Annotated in this window: 16 protein-coding genes; 5 read left to right on the forward strand and 11 right to left on the reverse strand. The window is 56.3% G+C overall.

Features of this window, described 5'->3' with window-relative positions; translation table 11 throughout:
- Positions 1–5: 5 nt before the first annotated feature.
- Complete coding sequence (locus tag OKC28_RS07755) at positions 6–524, reverse strand: sigma-70 family RNA polymerase sigma factor (protein ID WP_270688563.1); 519 nt, start codon at positions 522–524, stop codon at positions 6–8.
- A 240-nt stretch (positions 525–764) separates the two neighbouring features.
- Here OKC28_RS07755 and OKC28_RS07760 point away from each other — a divergent pair, with 240 nt between their 5' ends.
- Complete coding sequence (locus OKC28_RS07760; RefSeq protein WP_270688565.1) at positions 765–2,894, forward strand: condensation domain-containing protein; 2,130 nt, start codon at positions 765–767, stop codon at positions 2,892–2,894.
- A 45-nt stretch (positions 2,895–2,939) separates the two neighbouring features.
- Here OKC28_RS07760 and basC read toward each other — a convergent pair whose 3' ends face one another.
- Complete coding sequence (basC, locus tag OKC28_RS07765) at positions 2,940–4,277, reverse strand: putative histamine N-monooxygenase (RefSeq protein ID WP_270688567.1); 1,338 nt, start codon at positions 4,275–4,277, stop codon at positions 2,940–2,942.
- A 62-nt stretch (positions 4,278–4,339) separates the two neighbouring features.
- Entirely contained in the window at positions 4,340–8,713 is a 4,374-nt protein-coding gene (locus tag OKC28_RS07770; protein ID WP_270688569.1) for an amino acid adenylation domain-containing protein, read from the reverse strand.
- A gap of 335 nt (positions 8,714–9,048) precedes the next feature.
- On the opposite strand from OKC28_RS07770, the gene OKC28_RS07775 reads away from it, so the two are divergent.
- Both OKC28_RS07775 and OKC28_RS07780 read left to right on the forward strand, forming a co-directional pair.
- Complete coding sequence (locus tag OKC28_RS07775) at positions 9,049–9,300, forward strand: phosphopantetheine-binding protein (RefSeq protein ID WP_270688572.1); 252 nt, start codon at positions 9,049–9,051, stop codon at positions 9,298–9,300.
- Positions 9,301–9,469: 169 nt separating this feature from the next.
- Positions 9,470–10,639 carry a histidine decarboxylase gene (locus OKC28_RS07780; RefSeq protein ID WP_270688574.1) on the forward strand — a complete coding sequence of 390 codons (1,170 nt, stop codon included), beginning with the start codon at positions 9,470–9,472 and terminating at the stop codon, positions 10,637–10,639.
- 101 nt (positions 10,640–10,740) lie between these two features.
- Here OKC28_RS07780 and mnmE read toward each other — a convergent pair whose 3' ends face one another.
- The 8 genes from mnmE to OKC28_RS07820 all read right to left on the reverse strand — a co-directional run bounded on the left by mnmE (position 10,741) and on the right by OKC28_RS07820 (position 16,994).
- On the reverse strand, positions 10,741–12,102 hold the full coding sequence (gene mnmE, locus OKC28_RS07785) for a tRNA uridine-5-carboxymethylaminomethyl(34) synthesis GTPase MnmE (RefSeq protein ID WP_059112340.1): 1,362 nt from the start codon (positions 12,100–12,102) through the stop codon (positions 10,741–10,743).
- A gap of 87 nt (positions 12,103–12,189) precedes the next feature.
- Positions 12,190–13,836, reverse strand: coding sequence for a membrane protein insertase YidC (gene yidC, locus OKC28_RS07790; protein WP_219614852.1), 1,647 nt, complete (start codon positions 13,834–13,836; stop codon positions 12,190–12,192).
- A 5-nt stretch (positions 13,837–13,841) separates the two neighbouring features.
- Positions 13,842–14,090 (reverse strand): membrane protein insertion efficiency factor YidD, encoded by a 249-nt coding sequence (gene yidD / locus OKC28_RS07795; RefSeq protein WP_010635605.1) that lies wholly within the window; start codon positions 14,088–14,090, stop codon positions 13,842–13,844.
- The gene (gene rnpA / locus OKC28_RS07800; protein WP_005319554.1) at positions 14,057–14,416 is read right to left on the reverse strand and encodes a ribonuclease P protein component; all 360 of its coding nucleotides are present in this window, start codon (positions 14,414–14,416) and stop codon (positions 14,057–14,059) included. The genes yidD and rnpA overlap by 34 nt, the downstream gene beginning before the upstream one ends.
- Positions 14,416–14,550, reverse strand: a complete 135-nt coding sequence (rpmH, locus tag OKC28_RS07805) for a 50S ribosomal protein L34 (RefSeq protein WP_005307156.1) — start codon at positions 14,548–14,550, stop codon at positions 14,416–14,418. Before rpmH ends, rnpA begins: the two co-directional genes overlap by 1 nt.
- Before the next feature lie 269 nt (positions 14,551–14,819).
- Positions 14,820–15,554 carry an amino acid ABC transporter ATP-binding protein gene (locus OKC28_RS07810; protein ID WP_005319551.1) on the reverse strand — a complete coding sequence of 245 codons (735 nt, stop codon included), beginning with the start codon at positions 15,552–15,554 and terminating at the stop codon, positions 14,820–14,822.
- Between the two features lie 12 nt (positions 15,555–15,566).
- Positions 15,567–16,235: an amino acid ABC transporter permease gene (locus tag OKC28_RS07815; protein ID WP_270688578.1), complete on the reverse strand. Its 669-nt coding sequence runs from the start codon at positions 16,233–16,235 to the stop codon at positions 15,567–15,569.
- Positions 16,236–16,994 carry an amino acid ABC transporter substrate-binding protein gene (locus OKC28_RS07820; RefSeq protein WP_270688580.1) on the reverse strand — a complete coding sequence of 253 codons (759 nt, stop codon included), beginning with the start codon at positions 16,992–16,994 and terminating at the stop codon, positions 16,236–16,238.
- Positions 16,995–17,305: 311 nt separating this feature from the next.
- Between OKC28_RS07820 and dnaA the strand changes: the two genes are divergently transcribed.
- Positions 17,306–18,676 carry a chromosomal replication initiator protein DnaA gene (gene dnaA, locus OKC28_RS07825; RefSeq protein WP_005319544.1) on the forward strand — a complete coding sequence of 457 codons (1,371 nt, stop codon included), beginning with the start codon at positions 17,306–17,308 and terminating at the stop codon, positions 18,674–18,676.
- 82 nt (positions 18,677–18,758) lie between these two features.
- The gene (dnaN, locus tag OKC28_RS07830) at positions 18,759–19,862 is read left to right on the forward strand and encodes a DNA polymerase III subunit beta (protein WP_005319542.1); all 1,104 of its coding nucleotides are present in this window, start codon (positions 18,759–18,761) and stop codon (positions 19,860–19,862) included.
- The last annotated feature ends 2 nt before the right edge of the window (positions 19,863–19,864 follow it).

Consider the following 19,864-nt stretch of genomic DNA (forward strand, 5'->3'; position numbering starts at 1 on the left):
AAAGTTCAGCGTCCCGCATCTGATTCACACTGGTGACAGGTCTGCAGGCCAAGGGCTATGTACTTCTCAACGGAAGAGACCGAGACCTGCAGTTCGGTTGCTATGTCCTGGTAGCCCATACCATTGAGCCTCGACAGCAGCAGTGCCTGGCGGATCTTGGGTGGCTTGCGCTGCAACGCCATATCGACAGCCCCCAGAGCTTCGCGCATCAGTGCGCGGGTCTCTTCAGATGGCTCCTTGAGTGCTGGTTGCTGGGTTTGGCGTTCGAGATAGCGGGCTTCCAGACTGCGCCGGCGATAGAGATCAATCAGTTTGCCTTTGGCTATTTGCATCAAATAACGGCGCGATTCGCTGGCCGCGGGAATATGGCCCTTATTGATGAGGTGGAGGTAAATATCGTGAGCCAAATCCGCTGCATCGTACGAATTTCCCAGCTTGCGGCGGAGCAGGCGACAGAGCCATCCATGATTGTCCCGATATAACGTCTGCCACTGTTCCTGCAAGGAGCAAGCATCCCTCTCCACGGCTCTTTTCTCCCGAATACAGTGTTTTTCTTTTTGATAATGAAAATCTATATGATAATCATTTACAAGATATCCTGTTCGTAGATATCAAGCAATGCTCTTCACTGACTCTGACAGCAGGGGAGCTATCTCAGTGGTTTTTGACAGAAAAACCGGCATAACCCAATGGTCATTATTCACAATTCAGCAAGGAGGCCACTCTTGCCACTATGTTACTCCGAGGTATTGCCAGAAATACCTGTGAGCACTCATGAAGAAAATATCTGGTTGTTGCAACAACAGCATCCGGAGCAAGTCATCAAGCACCTGGAAGTCTGGCGGCTGGATGACAATGTCGATATTTCATTGCTCACTCTGACAATTCAGTCATTAATAACGGCCTTGCCGGATTTGAATTCCCGCTATCTCTTCAGTGATGAAGGAGACCTTTATAAATACAGGGTTGATGGCTGGTATCCCTGTCTGGAATTTATCCGGTTGTCTTCGGGGGACCTCGATGCCACCCTTGGCGCCCTTCATACGTCGCCCTGGGATTCTGCCAGCCAGCCGCCGTTCAAGGCATTCATTATCCATGTAGAACAGGGTGTTATGTTCACATTGATGTCTCATCCCATACTGGGGGAGGTGTGTTGTCTGGGCGAGCTGGTGGCCAGATTGCGTGATGAGTACGGCGCCCTTGCTCCGCATCTGCCTTCTCTGGAAATGACAAAGCTATCGATAAACTCAGGCGTGTTAGCACCTGAAATTACCAATAACCAGACGGAACACACGGAAAGGGACAAGCTGGCGCTTATTTTACTTGATGAGTTTCGTATTGCTTTATCCAGCCCTGACATGACGCTTAATGATGACTTCTTTGATTTTGGCAGCCACTCATTGCTGGCTACGCGCATTATTGGCAAGTTGCAGAATCGTCATGGTATTGAGTGCCGTTTCAATGATTTTTTTGAGTCGCCTTCTGCGGCTGCCCTCGCTAAAAAAGCAATATTGAATAGCCCGCCTCAGCAAATACCTTCACTTGTTGTTGAAAATACCAGCCAGCAGGCACCACTCGCGCTGGCACAAGCGTCATTGTGGCGAGCCTATGCTGCCCATGATTTTGGCACCATCTTCAATCTGCCCTTTGCGCTGGATTTTATTGATGAAGTTGATGAAACGGTTTTTTTGCAGGCATTTACAGACCTGATAAAACGCCACCCCAGTTTGCGAACGACTTTCCATGCGCAAGACGGTCAGGTATTCCAGCGTATTATTCCTGTTGAACATCTGGGCCAATATAGGTGGTTCTGGCACAGCGCTGAAAGCGGAGGTGTCTCCCTGGCCAATGAGGCGACCTATCAATTCGATCTCTCCCATGAGCTGCCGATCCGTATCCGTTTCATTCGGGATGTGGCGACTGGCCGCCAGCACCTCTCATTTCTGGTTCATCACATGGTGGTGGATGAGTGGTCCATCAACCTCATGATGGAGGATCTCGCCAGCGCTTATCTTGCCCGTGCGGCAGATCAGGCGCCGGTATGGGCCACGCCAGCGCTCGATTTTCACGGATTTGCACGGCAGCAGGCAGAGCAGGGCATCAATCCCCGGCACCTGGCGTACTGGACCCGGATGTTGCAAGGTGCTGCCGACGAGCGGCGAAAGCAGCGGCTATGTGCTCCGTCCGAGGGCCAGGGTTCTATCGCGGCGCAGTGGCTGGAGCTCAAGCTCGAGCAGGGGAGTCTCGACAGTTTGTATGCCTTCGCCAGAGGCCATGACTCTTCGCTCTTCAATCTGGTGTACACGGCGATTGCAGTATCCCTGCACAAGCTGGATGGCCTGAACGAGATCGTCATAGGGACCTCGGCATCCGGACGTACCGATCCTGCATTCTTTGATACGGTGGGTTACTTCACCACCATGGTGGCGCACAGAGTCGAGTTCGATGAGCAGGAGTCTCTCGGCAGTCTGTTGAGGACGGTTACGCATACCATCAATGACTCCATGTCCTATGCAGACATCCCGCTGGAGCAGATCCAGCAAGGACTTGGCATGACGGCGGCAGAGGGTCTCCTGTTTGATGTCTATGTCCAGATTCACGCCAATAATGCTTTGAACGGGCGCTTGCCTACCCCTGCCGGTGAGGGGATCCGCTACCGACAGATTGATCCTGACAAAACGGAGTCCATGTTCGGGTTGCAGTTCGAGATCATGGAGGATGTGCTGGAAGGGGAGCGCAGATTGCGGCTGGTGATCACCTATAGCGCCGAACGCTACAGCAGGGATTGGGTCGAGGCTCTTTGCATTGTGCTGAACCGGCTGTTCGGACTGATGACAAGTACCGGTACGAGTGAATGTCGACTGGCTGATCTGGCACTGCAAAAGGAGGCATAAACAGTGTTCTGCCCCCTGTCAGCCGACAGGGGGCAGAACCCAGGGCTAGGAGGTTGGCAGCCCGTAGTGCTGGAAGGTGGAGGTTCGGGGCAGGCGATACTGCTCCCGACCAAGCAACTGATTGAGGATATGTGCATTGCGGTTGGGGCCTATGCCCAGATCCGGTGAGCCCACCCCATGCTGAAATATTTCGGCATTCTGAACAAAGATCCGCCCCTGTCCTCTGTCGCAACGACGGGCCGTGAAATCTGGCTGGACTATGCAATCCCCCTGCTCATCAACGGCCAGGACTGTGCCTTTGAGCCGTTCAAACCACGCTGGCCACGCATGGGCATAACCGGTTGCGGCGACGATGGCGTCGGTCTCCAGTGTGCAGTGCTGATCCAGCTGGGTGTGATGGCAGCTCATGCGCAGGGCACCCTGGCCATCCAGTTCTTCCACTCCTTCGATGGTGCAATGTGAGTAGAGCACCAGACCTGGCGTCTCTCCGCCGATGGATCTCTCATAGAGCAGATCAAAAATCTCGCCAATGGTCGAGAAGCTGATGCTCGAGAAGCTGATGCCTTTGTAGAGCAACCCTTGCTCCGCCACTATTTCCCGGCGCCGCTCTCTGGGCAGAGTGTGGAAGTAGTGCATGTAGGCGGGGGTGAAGCACTCCTGTCCCAGCTTCGAATATTCCATGGGGTGAAAACCGGCCGCCCGGGTGATCCACTGAATGGAGGCACCGGCCCGGACCTGTTCCGGGGTCAAGGCGCTAAAGAGCGCCAATACGCATTCGGCGGCACTCTGTCCCGATCCAATGACGGTCACCCGCTTGCATTGCGAGAGATCCTCCCTGGCATGCATGAACCGGGCTGAATGCATGACGAGAGGATGTTGGCATTCCCGAGCCCAGTCGGGCAACCAGGGGGTGGTGCCTATGCCGATAACCAGATCGCGGCTGCTGTAGCGCTGTACGGCTCCGGTTGCGGATGTGCTGTCGATGAGAAACCTCTCCCTGGTGTCGTCATAGTGGACATCGATGACCTCTTCGCCAAAGTGACAGCTCGTTAGCTGCTGCGCGGCCCAGCGGCAGTAGTGGTCATATTCCCGTCTCGGGATCAGGAAGTGATCGTAGTAATAGAAAGGGTAAAGCCGATCCTGCTGGTGCAGGTAGTTGAGATAACTCAGGGGGTGGGTCGGGTCGGCCAGTGTCACCAGATCGGCCAGGAAGGGCACTTGCAGTGTGGTGCCCGGCAGCAGCAATCCCTCATGCCAGCGAAACGCGGATTTGCGCTCGAGAAATACCCCCGTCACCTCACTGTGACGGGAGAGCAGGGCTGCCAGCCCAAGATTGAAGGGCCCGATGCCAATACCGGTCAGGTCAACGCTTGTGATATCCATAAAAAACTCCGAGGGAATGACAATGAACCCCGGGGAGTGCGCTCTCCCCGAGGCTTGATAGGTCAGGAACCGGGGGACCTGAGCAGGACTTCCACATCCGCTGCATTGCGGCAGCGCAGCAGTTGTCCCGGTGACAGGGCTCTGGAGAAGTGCTCACCCAGACGTGCCGAGATGACCTTGAGGTGTTGGGGACGCAGCCCGAGGCTGGTGAAGTCGAGCTGACTGCTCATCCCTTCATGCCGGACCTGTCCCAGCACCTCCAGATAGATATCGAGCACGGCGCCGCCATCCGTCGCACCAACATCCGCTGTGGCTTGTAGTTCCGATCCCCCCTTGTCTGATGAGGTCAACCTGCTGCGTGCTGCGCGCCGATCCGGCTTGCCATTTTGTGTCAGCGGCAGGCTGTCGACCTGGATAAAGCGCGTCGGCACATGGGAGGCTGGCAGGTGTTGCTTGGCATGCTCGCGTAACGAGGTGATGGAGACTGCTTCCCCATGCTTGCCCACATACAGGGCCCCGATACAGAGTTCCCCCTGCTGCTCGGCGCCGTAGTCCACCACCAGTACATGGGCAATGGCCGGGTGCTTGATGAGCTCGATTTCGATATCAGGCAATGAGACGCGCACGCCACGCACCTTGATGTAGCCGTTCACGCGGCTGTCGAACATCAGGGTGCCGTCAGCCCGATAACGGCCCCGATCGCCGGTACGAAACGCCCTTGTCTCCTCACCGGAGCCTGACGCAAGGGTGACAAAGTCCTGCTGTGTCAGCTCGCCATCTTCCAGGTAGCCGAGCGCCAGGTTCACCCCTGTGGTATGGATGCGACCGGCAACCCCGGTCGGGCAGTGTTCCCCTCTTTCATTGAGCAACCAGTAGCCGTTGCCCGGCAAGGGCGTACCGTACGGTATCTTGTCCTGATCCCTGACGCCGATCTGGTGCCAGATACTCCAGATGGTGGTTTCGGTCGGCCCGCCCAGTGACGCCAGGCGGGCCGACGGCAGCCGCTTGCGAAGTTCGGCTATGATGCCGGGTTTGATGTAATCCCCCCCTTGCGCGATCAGCCGCAGGCTCGTCAGCCCCGTTGCCTGACTGCAGGAGAGCAGCATCTCGAGCATGGCCGGCACAGAGCACCAGAGGGTGACGCCATGCTGCTCCACCAGCTGATTCCAGCGCACCGCATCTTTTTCCGCCCCCGTTTCCGGCTGTACCAGAGTGGCGCCAGCGCTCAGGCAACCGAACACGTCGAAGACCGACATGTCGTGGTGCAGCGGTGTGACCGAGATGAATACATCGTCAGGGGTGACCTGCCATGCCTTGAGCGTGCTGCCGATGACATTGGCCGTGGCCCTGTTGTTGAGCACCACACATTTGGGCTTGCCGGTCGTCCCCGAGGTGTAGAGGTAGTAGGCCGGCGCCGGGTGCTGGGAGCGCCCGACCCAGGGGGTGCCGCTGACATTGTCGTGGGGAGACGCCAGCAGCGCCGCTGGTGTGACAGTGGGGTAGTCAGACTCGAGCCCGCCTGCACAGATGATCAGGTCAGGTCGACAGTTCTCCAACAAATAGTGCAGCCTCTCGGTGGGGGAGCAGCTGTCTATCGGTACCCAGACCACGCCGCTCAAGGCGCAGGCCAGGGTAGCCATGGTGTGCTCCGGGCTGCGGGGCAGACAGATGGCGACGACCTTGCCTGCCGTGATCCTCCCTCTTTCGAACGCCCCCATGATCCGCAAGACGCTGTCGCCGAGAGTGTGATAGCTGATGCGGCGATCCCCCTGTATCAGGGCAATCTTGTCATTGCCGGCATCGAAAAGATGCGCCGCGATGCGCTCGAGGAAGGGGTCCGTGTCTGCCCCTGTCTCGTCACTGTTATGGCGATAGTGGCCCGTATCAATGATGGCGCTGGCATCAATATCAAACAGGCCAGAGGTGACCATATGGCGGCTTGCCTTGTCCAGTGCCGTGAGGATATCGCACACCAGGTCGCTCTCTATTGCCTCCCGGGCATAGTCGATATCCAGTACCAGGGCGCCATCCGCGCGGCTCGAAAAGCGAATGTCCATCGCCACCTGCGGCGTCTGGGTCAGTCCGGCGCACAGGGTCATGGTGCTGCTGCCGGTGGCTGTTGGCCAGGAGAGTCCATTGGTGATGACAATGGGCAGCACCGGGCCTGTACCCCGGGTTTCAAACAGCTGACGGGCAATATCCACCCCGGAGAAGGCCAGATGCTGCAACCCTTCCATCACGTCGTTTTGCAGCTGGTTTGCCCTGTCGATCAGCGTGTCCCTGGCCCCACACCACTCGACGGCGATGAAGCTGGATCGGTTGGCAAGCGGGCCTGAGGGCAAGGGGGCGACCGGAATGGCGACACACAGATCTCCCTCGTCGAGCCAGCGGGACAGCACATCCAGGATCAGGGCCATGATGGTGGTGTTTTTGAAAAAGTGCTGTCGGGAGCCCAGTTTGCAAAGCTGGATGAAGAGGTCAGGGGGAATGATCAGGCTCTGTCGCTCGTAACGGGCGGTAGGGATCTGATCCAGTGGCTGCTTCCATGGCAGCCGGGGGGCCCCGTCCAACCCGACGAGTTTATGCGTCCAATACTGGGCATCAGCCTTGCGCAGCTCAGGGCTCACGGGGGCGTCCTGAGCCGCCGTGATGGAGGGCATATCGGGCTGATGACCCTCGAACAACTCCAGCATCAGTGCCGCGATCGAGCGCCCGTCGAGGATGAGCGCATCGAAGCGAGCGAAAACAACATGCTGGTCATCCGGCAAATGGAACAGGGTCAAGTTCCAGGGGGCATGCTCGAGACTGAAGAGTGCGTGGGTATAGTGGTTGCGATGCAGCTCGAGCCGTTCTTGCACCGTGCTGGCAGAGAGGTGGCGCAGGTCGATCTCCTCAAGGTTGACCCTCTCCTCGTCACTGACGTACTGGATTACTCTCTCGGGATCGACAAGGGTGCGCAAACTCTCGTGGCGTTTGACCATGGCGTGCAGTCGCTGTCGCAGCGTGGACGGCTCCAGTCGCCCGTGGTATTCGCGAAACTCCTGCATGGCGACTCCCCCGAGTGGGAACTGGGTGGTGCGACCCAGCAGATAGGCTTGCTGCAATGGTGTCAGAGGTGTTTCCATCAGAGGCTTTTGTGGTGTCAGCGCTTGGTCAAGGGTGGCTGGATTGGTGGCTACTGTGCGAACCTGAGTGACGAAATCGTTGAACAACCGGGTGATCCAGGCTTGCGGCAGTGCATCCAGGCGAATGTCCCAGTTGATCAATATGCCGCCATCAATACGGACAACTTGTGCATCCAGCGCGACCTGAGGTCCCTGGGAGATGACCCAGTTCATGGAGCCAAACACGCGGTGAACCCGTTCGGAAAACAGCTCGCCGCCATCCAGATCCAGCGCTGCCGTGAACACCACTGGGGCTAGCTGGGCTGCACCATGGTGGCGGGAGAGATCGCGCATCAGGCTGACACCTGAGTAGCTGCCGTGACTGAGTCGTTCGGCCATCTGGCTTGCCAGTTGATGGCAGAGCCCTGCGAGGGTATTGGCAGAGGTCATGTCGACATCGAGGATGGTCAGATTGGCGAACTCCCCGACGATTTTTTCTGTCCCCTCAATCACGGGCTGGCGCCAGAAGAAGGGCAGATTGAGACGAAATCTCTTGTCGCCCGTGGCCATGCCGAGCTGATGGGCAAACAGCCCCAACATCAGGCTGGAAAGCGTCATTCGTCTGTGTCGGGCCAACTGGATCAGGGTTTGACGCTCTTCGGGGGAGAGCCATGCACTGAGGCGGTGGCTATCGGGGGATGAAGCAGCATGTGCTGGCGCTGGCAGCGAGGGGGCCGGCGCTATCTGTGACAGCCTGCTGCGCCACCAGGCTCTGTCTGCCATTCTGGCTGCTTGCTGCACGGGATCCTGATTGATTGCATCGCACCAGTCGAAGAAGGCTGGAGGGGTTTGCCGTGGCGAGTCCGGGCATTCATAGAATAGCGCCAGGTCTTCCATCAGCACGCGGAAGCTGGAGGGATCGACCGCTATCATGTCGGTATCGATATGCAGCCTGCATGCATCCTCCCCCAGAAGTGATACCGAGAAACGTGCAGCTTGCCCCCGGGCCAGGTCAAGGCGTTGATGTGTCCACTCCTGGCGCTTGCGCCTCAGTGCATCCGCCCGTTCTGCATCACCCAGCGTCTTGAAGTCATCAACCTCAAGGCGTTGTGATGGTGCCATTTCAGCCACTGTCTGCATGCCGTCAGGGGTTATCTGAAGTCGCAGCATGGGGTGTGCTCGATACACATGTTCAAGGGCGCGGCTCAAGCGTTGCAGGTCGAGGGCATGGCAATCGAACTCGGCGTAAAGATGTGCAGAAACCTCACCCAGTGCTGAGTGATTGCCTCGGCCAATCCAGCAAGCCGCCTGCATGGAAGTCAGTTCTCTCATATCTCGCTCATAATGTTGACAAGGCCATTCATTTGGTTCTTTATATATTTACCAATGAGAATGGTTTTCATTTCAAGTTTATTTTATTGAGTCAACCTGTATGGGGGGGAAGCAAGATAGTCTGCAACGGATCTACTGCGGAATGGTTTAAGGTGTGCGCTGAAATGCGGGACAAGTATTTTCCAACTCCATTATCCTGGGCGAAAAATTGTCATGACAAATGGCAGGCTTATATCCCTGCTCAATGTGTGGAGGCGTTAGGCCCATAGTTATGATGTGGGTATTTGTGTCTACTTTTATTTACAATGACATCAACAATATGAGGCTGGTATCACATGACCAATCCAGAAATTATTAGCCATCAATGGCTACAAGAGCGCGTACAGCAACTTATTGAAGACAATGACACAGAGCTGGATCAGGAAGAGAGCCTTATTTTATATGGGCTAGATTCTTTGCGAGTGATGCGATTTGCTGCTGAACTTAAAGAACGCAACATCCATGTCAGTTTTGAAGATCTGATAAAATCACCAACATTGGCTAGCTGGCGGGAGTTGATTGCCAATCGACAAGCCATTGCAAGATAACCGTAAATTATAGTTTTGACAGCAAGAGTCCGCGTGATGGCTTTTTACTTTTATTAATGGTTGTTTCACCGCCATCCCTTACGATTAATCATCGGCAACTTGATAAATCAAGGTGCGGATTGCCAAACTACACCACCAAATGTGCAGGCATGCCTGCATAGCGCTAGCCATGGGTATGATAATGGGTTTGTCATCAGAAGATGCCGGGAAAATAGAGTCGTTTTGGCGGTATTGTGTGCAGCATCAATATTTCAATATCGGTTATCCAGAGGCGGCTGACTTTGACTACTCCGCTTTGAACCGTTTTCTAAACTTCTCTATCAATAACTGTGGTGATTGGAGCCAGCAGAGCAACTACCTTCTCAACTCCTTTGATTTTGAAAGAGAGGTGATGCAATTCTTTGCAACCCTATTCTGCATTCCTTTTGAGCAAAGTTGGGGTTATGTGACCAACGGTGGTACTGAGGGGAATATGTTCGGATGCTATCTGGCCCGCGAGTTATTTCCTGAGGCAACATTATATTACTCAAAAGATACACATTATTCGGTTGCAAAGATCATCCGACTATTGAGAGTAAAGTCATGTATGGTCGATTCACTGCCTAATGGCGAGATGGATTATGATGACCTGATCAATCGAATTCGACTGGATGGAGAGCGTCACCCTATTATATTTGCCAACATAGGGACGACGATGACAGGGGCGACAGATAATATTGCCACCATTCAAAGACGCTTGAAAAAAATAGGAATTACCAAGGGGGACTATTACCTGCATGCCGATGCTGCATTGAGTGGCATGATCTTGCCCTTCATCGACAACCCTCAACCTTTCTCTTTCGCCGATGGCGTCGACTCGATAAGTGTATCGGGTCATAAAATGATCGGTTCTCCCATTCCCTGTGGGATTGTCCTGGCCAGACGCAAGCATGTCGAGCATGTCTCGGTTGAAATAGATTATATCTCGGCATGTGACCAGACAATCAGTGGCTCGCGCAATGGCTACACCCCGTTACTGTTATGGATGGCAATAAAAAGCCGATCGTTTTCAGACTGGCGTCAGCGAACGCAGCACTGTCTTGATATGGCCCAATATGTCATCGAGCGTTTTCACGCCAAAGGTATTCATGCCTGGCGCAATCCAAATTCGATCACTGTGGTTTTCCCAAAGCCTGCTGACCATATATGGAAAAAGCACTGTCTGGCCACATCAGGAAAAATATCACATATCATCACCATGCCTCATCACACCGGCAAGGAAACCCTGGACAGGGTGATCAATGACATTGCTCTGGATAGAGAACCTGGCCGCGGTTTGGCGCATGCGTTGACTGTCTGATAGCACCAGAGTCGACGGCCTTGCCATGATGGACACGGTTGCAGGGCGAGAGCCAGCTCTCGCCCTGTTTGCTTGCATTACTCTGGCTGCTTCTTGCTAGATTATTTGCCGATGCAGAAGCTGGAGAAGATGCGACCGAGCAGATCGTCGGAGCTGAACTCGCCGGTGATCTCGGACAGAGACTCCTGCGCCAGACGCAGCTCTTCGGCCACCAGTTCACCGGCGACATAGATTTCCAGCTGATCTTTGGCCACCAGCAACCGCTCGGCGGCGCGCTCCAGCGCATCCAGGTGGCGGCGGCGAGCCATGAAGCCTCCCTCAGTGTTGCCCTGGAAGCCCATGCAGGCTTTCAGGTGCTCGCGCAGGGCGGGCAGCCCCAGCTCTGTCTTGGCGGAGATGCGGTAGACGGCGTGGCCCAGTTCCTGGCTTGGAGCCAGATCCTCCCCGGTCAGATCTGCCTTGTTGCGCACTACCGTGAGGCCGATGTTTTTTGGCAACCGATCAACAAATTCCGGCCAGATTTCCCGCGGGTCGATCGCATCGGTCGTTGTGCCATCCACCATAAACAGCACACGGTCGGCTTGCTCTATCTCGGCCCAGGCACGCTCGATGCCGATCTGCTCTACCTTGTCCAGGGTATCGCGCAGGCCGGCGGTATCTATGATGTGCAGCGGCATGCCATCCAGGTGGATGTGCTCGCGCAGCACGTCGCGGGTGGTGCCGGCAATCTCGGTGACGATGGCTGACTCGCGTCCGGCCAGGGCGTTGAGCAGGCTCGATTTGCCTGCGTTGGGACGACCGGCGATCACCACCTTCATCCCTTCCCGCAGCAGGGCCCCCTGTTTGGCTTCACTGCGCACGCCGTCCAGCTCAGCCATGATGGCGTAGAGATCGCCTGCCACCTTGCCGTCGGAGAGAAAGTCGATCTCCTCGTCCGGGAAGTCGATGGCGGCTTCCACATAGATGCGCAGCCGGATCAGGCTCTCCACCAGTTGCTGGATTTTGCTGGAGAACTGCCCCTGCAGGGAGTGCATGGCGCTGCGGGCGGCCTGCTCGCTGGACGCTTCAATCAGATCGGCGATGGCTTCGGCCTGGGCCAGATCCAGTTTGTCGTTCATGAAGGCGCGTTCGCTGAACTCGCCGGGACGGGCAGGGCGCAGCCCCTTTATCTGCAGGATACGGCGCACCAGCATGTCCATGATGACGGGGCCACCGTGACCTTGCAGCTCCAGCACATCTTCGCCGGTGAAGCTGTTGGGGGCCTTGAACAGCAAGGCTATGCCCTGATCCAGCGGTTGGCCTTGCTCATCCTTGAACGGCAGATATTCGGCATAACGGACCCGGGGAAGCTTGCCGAGCACTATCTCGGCGACCTGTTCGGCGGCGGGGCCTGAGACCCGGACTATACCAACGCCGCCACGGCCGGGCGCGGTGGCCTGGGCCACGATCGTATCTGTTGTCATCTTGCTTGGCTCGTATGTTCGGTAATTGGGGACATTGTAATAAAAAAGGCGGCCCGAAGGCCGCCTCTTTTGTCATCAGGGGGAAGATCAGGTGCGGGTATGCAGCCCTTTCTTCTCCAGCTGACGATAGATGATGGTCTGCTGGGTAATGGAGATGACGTTGCTCACCAACCAGTACAGGGTCAGGCCAGCCGGGAACCAGAGGAACATGAAAGTGAAGATGATCGGCATGAACTGCATCACTTTCTGCTGCATCGGGTCGGTAATGGTGGTCGGACTCATCTTCTGCAGATACCACATGGAAGCACCCATGAGGATTGGCAGTACGAAGAAGGGGTCCTTCACTGACAGGTCGGTGATCCACAGCGCGAACGGTGCGTGACGCAGCTCAACGGATTCCATCAGTGCCCAGTACAGAGCGATGAAGATAGGCATCTGGACCAGGATAGGTAGACAGCCACCCAACGGGTTGACCTTCTCCTTCTTGTACAGCTCCATCATGCCCTGGGACATCTTCTGGCGATCGTCACCGAAGCGTTCCTTGAGCGCGGCCAGCTTGGGCTGGAGCATGCGCATCTTGGCCATGGAGGTGTACTGGGCCTTGGTCAGCGGGAACATGATACCGCGCACCAGCAGGGTCAGCATTATGATGGCCACACCCCAGTTATGCACAAAGCCCTGGAACACGGTCAGCAACCAGTGCAGCGGTTGGGCGATAAACCACAGCCAGCCGTAGTCGACGGTCAGGTCGAGGTGGTTTGCCACCTTGGCCATCTGGTCTTGCAGCTTGGGACCCACCCACAGCTTGCTGGTCACTTCGGCCTGCTGGCCGGCAGCTACGTCTACCAGCGGCGCCTTGTAGCCAATGATGGCCTGGTCTTTACCAGGGATCACTCGGCTGTAGAAGCTGTTGGTATCGTCGGCATTCGGTGCCCAGGCAGAGACGAAGTAGTGTTGCAGCATGGCGACCCAACCACCCCTGGTGGTCTTGTTCAGGTCGGCATCCTTCATCTCGTCGAAGGTGTACTTCTTGTAGCGGCTCTCCTCACTGGAGAAGGCGCCACCACGGTAAGCACTTGCTACCATGGCGTGACCTTCCTGATCCTTGGGTGTGGTCACGGTCTGCTTCAGCTGACCGTAGAACTGCACCTGGACCGGCTCGGCAGATTTGTTGTCGATCTTGTAATCGACGCCAATCGCATAGTCACCGCGCTTGAGCACGAACTCTTTGGTGAAGACCACACCCTTGCTGTCGGTCCAGGTCATCGGAACGACGACTTGATCCTGACCATCGGCCAGCTGGTAGCTGGTCTGGGCGGCTTCATAGGTGGGACGACCCTGGGCCTGGCTGTCAGGACCATCGCGACCCACCAGGCCGCTTTGGGCGACATAGAGGCGGTCAGGCTGACTGGTCAGCAGGACGAAGGATTGATCCTTGCCCTCTTCCAGTTTGTGAGCCAGCAGCTCGGCAGAAACAATGTCACCGCCCTGGGTATCCAGGGTCAGCTTGAGCACGTCGGAGGAGACGGTGATCAGCTTGCGTGCGGCGTTTGCGTTGGCTTGCTCGGAAACCTGAGGAATATCACCGGTCTGACCGGCTTCAGGTACGAAATGTTCGGTTTGGGCCACGGTAGTCGGGGCCGGCTTCGGAGCCTTGTCGGACTCCCACTGTTGCCAGAGCAGAAAGCTCACGAACAGCAAACCGATCAGGATAAGATTGCGTTGTGATTCCATAGTCTTCAGTTTCTTCGCTTTGGTTGCGGAACCGGGTCATAACCACCCTCGGATAAGGGATGGCATTTTAATAGACGTTTGCTGGCTAACCAAACGCCTTTTATGAAACCGTGAAGTCGGATGGCTTCTATCGCAAATTGGGAACAAGTTGGCGTGAAACGGCAGCGCGGCCCCAGCAGGGGACTAATGATTAGCTGATACAGGCGTATCAGTTTGACAGCTACCCATTGCAACGGCGTGACAGAGTGCGCCATAGCTTTTCCAGTAACTTGAACAGCTCCTCGTTATCCATCTCTTTGACGCCGCCCTTGGCGATCACGACGATGTCGATAGCGGGCAGGCTGGCTTGATTGAGACGGAAGCTTTCCCGGACCACTCGTTTGACACGATTACGCCAGACGGCACGCTTGAGTGCTTTTTTGGGCACAGCGAGGCCAAGACGGGGATGTTCGAGAGTATTGGGACAGGCGAGAAGAGTAATTTGCGGAGAAGCGGCCCGGACAGGCTCGGCGAAAACGCGTTTGAAGTGTTCGGGAGTTAACAGACGTAACTCCCGAGAGAAGGTGTGCGGCGTTGGCATTAAACTACCAGACGGGCACGACCCTTGGCACGACGAGCGGCCAGAACTTTACGACCGTTGGCAGTTGCCATGCGGGCGCGGAAACCGTGAGAGCGCTTGCGCTTCAGGTTGGACGGTTGAAAAGTACGTTTCATGATTCGATTCCGTATTTCTGTACAGTTTTGATTGTCACACTTAGCCGACGCGCCAGCTATAGCGTGTGACGACTAGCAAAAGAGGCCGAATTCTAAACAGAGTTCGGCTTTTAGTCAATCCGCCGTTCCCTCTCATCTTGCCCTGACTCATCAATAAGCAGGAGAAGCTGACAGGATCCGGAGGATCAAGGGCTCCGGATTATACTGGCAACCCGGGGTTAAACAAGGATCCTCCAATAAAAAAGGCGGCCAGGCCGCCAAAGAGAGAGCTATTTAAGGACTTTTCGCAAGAACTCCCGGGTGCGGGGATCCTTGGGATCGACCAATATCTGATCCGGCGGGCCTTGTTCCACGATCCGGCCCCCCTCCATGAAGATCACTCGATCGGCAACATCACGAGCAAATTCAATCTCATGGGTCACCACCACCATGGTCTGGTGCTGGCGTGCCAGCTCCTTCATCAGGCCAAGTACCTCGTCGACCCACTCGGGGTCGAGGGCCGAGGTGGGCTCATCGAACAGAATGACCTTGGAGTGAGCCGCCATGGCGCGGCCGATGCCGACCCGTTGCTGCTGTCCGCCGGAGAGAGACGCCGGGTAGGCATCCTGCTTGTCGGCAAGCCCTATGTCCTTGAGGATGCCGAGGGCTGTGGCACGGGCCTCAGCCTTCGGCTGCTTCCAGACGGTGATCAGCCCTTCGGCTATGTTGTCGAGCGCCGTCTTGTTGGCGAACAGGGCGTAGTTCTGGAACACGAAGGAGGCGCGCTTGCGCAGCTCTATGGCCTGCTGCTCGCTGGCATTGGCCAGATCCAGCTGCAGATCATCGATGGCAAGGGTGCCTGCATCCGGTGTCTCAAGCAGATTCAGGCAGCGCAGCAGCGTCGACTTGCCGGTACCGGAGGGGCCGATAATGACCACTATCTCCCCCTTCCTGACCTCCAGATCTATGCTGTTGAGCACCTTGTTGCCGTGAAATGCCTTGGAGAGGCCTGTTAATTTGATCATCGCAGACTTCCTTTAATAGGCACGGTTCAGGTGCACTTCCAGCAGGTGCTGCAAGCGGGTGAAAATGATGACCACCACCCAGTAGACCAGGGCCACCGCCATGAAGCTCTCGAAGAACTTGAAGGAGGAGGAGGCTTCCATCTGTGCCTTGCCCATGATCTCGGCCACTCCCAAGGTGAACGCCAGCGAGGTGCTCTTGATCATGTCGATGAAGTAGTTCATCAGCGACGGGGTCGCTATGCGTGCCGCCTGCGGCAATATGATCCGCCGCATAGCCTGATAGCGGCTCATGCCGATACTGAGCGCCGCTTCCATCTGACTCTTGTGAATACCCAGGATGGCGGCACGGATCGACTCTGCCATGTAGGCGGCGAAGTGCAGTGTCAGACCGACGATGGCGGCGGTAAAGGCATCCATTCCCACGAAGACGGGGAACAGTTGCGGCAGTCCGTAGTAGAGCAGGAACAGCTGGACGAGCAGCGGCGTACCTCGAAAGAACGAGATATAGAGCATCACCAGCCAGTGGATCACGGGGATGCGAAACACCCGTACTATCGCCAGGGTCAGCGACAGCACGAGTGCCAAGACGAATCCCCACAGAGCCATTTCCATCGTGGTGCCCAGGTATTTGAGCAGGATGGGGAACAGCCCTAGTGTGTACTCGAGGTCAAATTCCATCATTTATTTGTCGGTGATGTCCGCTGCGAACCATTTTTCCGAGATCTTGGTCAGGGAACCGTCTTTACGCATGGCGGTCAGTGCCTCGTCGACCTTCTTCAGCACGGCCTGTTTTTCCGGGGTCTTCAGGAAGGGCAGGGCGTTCTCGATAGTCTCGAACGGTGCGCCGGCCTGTTGCAGCGGCAGCTTGGATTCCTTGATCAGCTGGGCGGTGGAGACGCGGTCCATCACGAAGGCATCGATGCGACCCAGGGCGACGTCCTGCTCGAAGCTGGAGTCATAGGTGCGGATGTCGATCTTCTTGTTCGGGTCGTTCTTGCGCAGCAGCTCTTCGAAGTTGGAACCCAGGTTAACGGCGACCGTCTTGCCTTCCAGATCCTTGATGCCGTGGATGGTGCTGTTGCCCTTGCGGACCACTATCTGGGCACCGTCATGGACGTAGGGTTGGGAGAAGGCGTACTTTGCCTTGCGCTCGTCGGTGATGGTGATCTGGTTGGAGATGGTATCGACGCGGCCAGTTTCCAGCATGCCGAACAGGCCGGAGAAGCTGGCGGTCACGAACTCGACCTTGTAGCCGGTGCGCTCACCGATCTGGTTCCACATATCCACCTCGAAGCCCTGCAGCTTGTCCTGCTTGACGAAGGTGAACGGGAAATATTTGCCGGACATGCCGACCTTGATGGTTTCCTGGGCGATGGCCTGACCGGACAGGGCGGCCAGCAGAATGGCGGCACCGGAGACCAGCTTGATGGATGATGTCATGGGGATTCCTCTCTCTGTTGTTCTGTATTTTTAGTTGTAATGACTGGATTTGTGTTGATGTTATTGGAATAAAACCCAAAGAATAAATGATATTTGGTTATATAAAATAACCGGTTAAGGTCAGGATCCCCGGGGCCGTCCGGGTGGGATCAGGCTGTGGGTAACTTTGGGGATGAAATCAGATTCATCGGTGCTGGATCCTTGAAAGTCAAGGATCTTATTTGCCGGATCCACGAGGTGGCGGCTAGAGATCCAGCCGCTAAAAACGTAGAATAGCCGGTCTTTAGTTAATCAATTGACGGGAGTTTAGAGTGACTGCTTCGCTATGGCAGCAGTGCCTTAACCGGCTGCAAGATGAGTTGCCCTCGGCAGAATTCAGCATGTGGATCCGGCCGCTTCAAGCGGAGTTGAGTGACAATACTCTGACCCTGTATGCACCGAATCGCTTTGTTCTGGACTGGGTACGAGACAAGTATCTCATCCGGGTTAACGGCATCATCAATGAACTCTGTGGGGTCGATGGCCCCACCCTGCGTTTTGATATAGGTAATCGTCCCCATCCCGTTGCGATCGCAAGAGCGCCGGCGCGGGGTGCTGCGCCTGTGAATAACTTGCAGAAGAGCTGGGAAAGCAAGGCTGACGCCAAGCCTGAGCCGAACCACAAGAGCAACACCAACGTGAACTATACCTTCGAGAACTTCGTCGAGGGTAAGTCCAACCAGTTGGCCCGTGCGGCTGCCCGTCAGGTAGCCGACAACCCGGGTGGCGCTTACAATCCTCTGTTCCTCTATGGCGGCACCGGTCTGGGCAAAACCCACCTGCTGCATGCCGTTGGCAACGCCATCAAGGAGCGCAAGAAGGACGCCAAAGTCATCTACATGCACTCCGAGCGGTTTGTGCAGGATATGGTGAAGGCGCTGCAGAATAACGCCATTGAAGAGTTCAAGCGTTATTACCGTAGCGTCGATGCCCTGCTCATCGATGACATCCAGTTCTTCGCCAACAAGGAGCGCTCCCAGGAGGAGTTCTTCCATACCTTCAATGCGCTGCTTGAAGGTAACCAGCAGATCATCCTGACCTCGGATCGCTATCCGAAGGAGATCAACGGTGTCGAGGATCGTCTCAAGTCCCGCTTTGGCTGGGGCCTGACGGTAGCGATCGAGCCGCCGGAGCTGGAGACCCGTGTCGCCATCCTGATGCGCAAGGCGGATGAGAACCAGATCCACCTGCCGGACGAAGTGGCCTTCTTCATCGCCAAGCGTCTGCGATCCAACGTTCGTGAACTGGAAGGCGCCCTCAACCGGGTGATCGCCAACGCCAACTTCACCGGCCGTGCCATCAATATCGATTTCGTGCGCGAAGCGCTGCGCGACCTCTTGGCATTGCAGGAGAAGCTGGTCACCATCGACAACATCCAGAAGACGGTGGCTGAGTATTACAAGATCAAGCTGGCGGATCTGCTGTCCAAACGCCGCTCACGCTCCGTTGCCCGTCCGCGTCAGCTGGCGATGGCACTGGCCAAGGAGCTGACCAACCACAGTTTGCCGGAGATAGGTGATGCCTTTGGTGGCCGTGACCACACTACCGTTCTTCATGCCTGCCGCAAGATAGAGCAGCTGAAGGAGGAGAGTCACGACATCAAGGAGGACTATTCCAACCTGATCCGAACCCTCTCTTCCTGATATGACGGTGAGTGGACAGATGCAGCGCGAATATTCCAACCTGATCCGAAACCTTTCGTCCTGATAACAACGGAGAGCACAGATGCAGCTCGAAATTAGCCGTGAGGCCCTGTTACGTCCTCTGCAACTGGTGTCCGGTGCCCTGGGTGGCCGGCCGACCCTGCCGATCCTCGGCAATGTCCTGCTTGATGTCAGCCAGGGTCTGCTGTCGCTGACCGGGACTGACCTGGAAGTCGAGATGATAGGTCAGGTCTATCTCAATAATGAGAGCCAGGATGGCCGCACCACTGTGCCGGCGCGCAAGCTGCTGGATATCTGCCGTGGCCTGCCGGAAGGCGCGGACATTCGCCTCAACACCGAAGGCGAGCGCCTGATCATCCGTTCCGGTCGTTCCCGTTTCAACCTGTCGACCCTGCCTGCCAGTGAATATCCGAATATCGAGGATTGGGAATCCGTGCTCGAATTCGACATTGGCCAGCTGGAGTTGAAGAAGCTGATCGATGCGACCCAGTTCTCCATGGCGAGCCAGGACGTGCGTTACTACCTGAACGGCATGCTGTTCGAGAGCGAGGGCCACGGCCTGCGTACCGTGGCGACCGACGGCCACCGTTTGGCCACCTGTCGTCGCGAGGTAGTGGAAGAATCGCTGCCCGATCATCAGGTTATCCTGCCCCGTAAAGGTGTGCTTGAGCTGGTGCGCTTGTTGGAAGCGGAAGACAAGCCGGTAAGGCTGCAGATTGGTCGCAGCAACCTGCGCGCCGCGCTGGACGGCTTCATCTTCACCTCCAAGCTGGTGGATGGCCGCTTCCCTGATTGGCGTCGGGTTATTCCGCGCAACAGCGACAAGGCCCTGATTGCCGGTCGTGAGGATCTGCGTCAGGCATTTGCCCGCGCCGCTATCCTCTCCAATGAGAAATTCCGTGGGGTGCGTCTCAATCTGCAGGAAAACCTGCTGCGCATTACCGCCAACAACCCGGAACAGGAAGAAGCCGAAGAGCTGCTTGACGTACAATACGAAGCCAGCGAGATGGAGATCGGCTTTAACGTCTCTTATGTGCTGGACGTGCTGAATACGTTAAAATGTGACCAAATTCGGATTAGCCTGAGCGATTCCATCAGCAGTGCCATTATTGAGGATTTTGATCATCAGGATGCTCAGTACGTGGTGATGCCGATGCGGATCTAGTC

The organism is Aeromonas sp. D3, from assembly GCF_027705025.1.
Classification (GTDB): Bacteria; Pseudomonadota; Gammaproteobacteria; order Enterobacterales; family Aeromonadaceae; genus Aeromonas; species Aeromonas salmonicida.

Bases quoted from the DNA above. Each gene is read 5' to 3' on its own strand.
- basC (WP_270688567.1), bottom strand. From the start codon at position 4,277: ATGGATATCACAAGCGTTGACCTGACCGGTATTGGCATCGGGCCCTTC.
- OKC28_RS07770 (WP_270688569.1), bottom strand. From the start codon at position 8,713: ATGAGAGAACTGACTTCCATGCAGGCGGCTTGCTGGATTGGCCGAGGC.
- OKC28_RS07775 (WP_270688572.1), top strand. From the start codon at position 9,049: ATGACCAATCCAGAAATTATTAGCCATCAATGGCTACAAGAGCGCGTA.
- OKC28_RS07780 (WP_270688574.1), top strand. From the start codon at position 9,470: ATGGGTATGATAATGGGTTTGTCATCAGAAGATGCCGGGAAAATAGAG.
- mnmE (WP_059112340.1), bottom strand. From the start codon at position 12,102: ATGACAACAGATACGATCGTGGCCCAGGCCACCGCGCCCGGCCGTGGC.
- yidC (WP_219614852.1), bottom strand. From the start codon at position 13,836: ATGGAATCACAACGCAATCTTATCCTGATCGGTTTGCTGTTCGTGAGC.
- yidD (WP_010635605.1), bottom strand. From the start codon at position 14,090: ATGGCGCACTCTGTCACGCCGTTGCAATGGGTAGCTGTCAAACTGATA.
- rnpA (WP_005319554.1), bottom strand. From the start codon at position 14,416: ATGCCAACGCCGCACACCTTCTCTCGGGAGTTACGTCTGTTAACTCCC.
- rpmH (WP_005307156.1), bottom strand. From the start codon at position 14,550: ATGAAACGTACTTTTCAACCGTCCAACCTGAAGCGCAAGCGCTCTCAC.
- OKC28_RS07810 (WP_005319551.1), bottom strand. From the start codon at position 15,554: ATGATCAAATTAACAGGCCTCTCCAAGGCATTTCACGGCAACAAGGTG.
- OKC28_RS07815 (WP_270688578.1), bottom strand. From the start codon at position 16,235: ATGATGGAATTTGACCTCGAGTACACACTAGGGCTGTTCCCCATCCTG.
- OKC28_RS07820 (WP_270688580.1), bottom strand. From the start codon at position 16,994: ATGACATCATCCATCAAGCTGGTCTCCGGTGCCGCCATTCTGCTGGCC.
- dnaN (WP_005319542.1), top strand. From the start codon at position 18,759: ATGCAGCTCGAAATTAGCCGTGAGGCCCTGTTACGTCCTCTGCAACTG.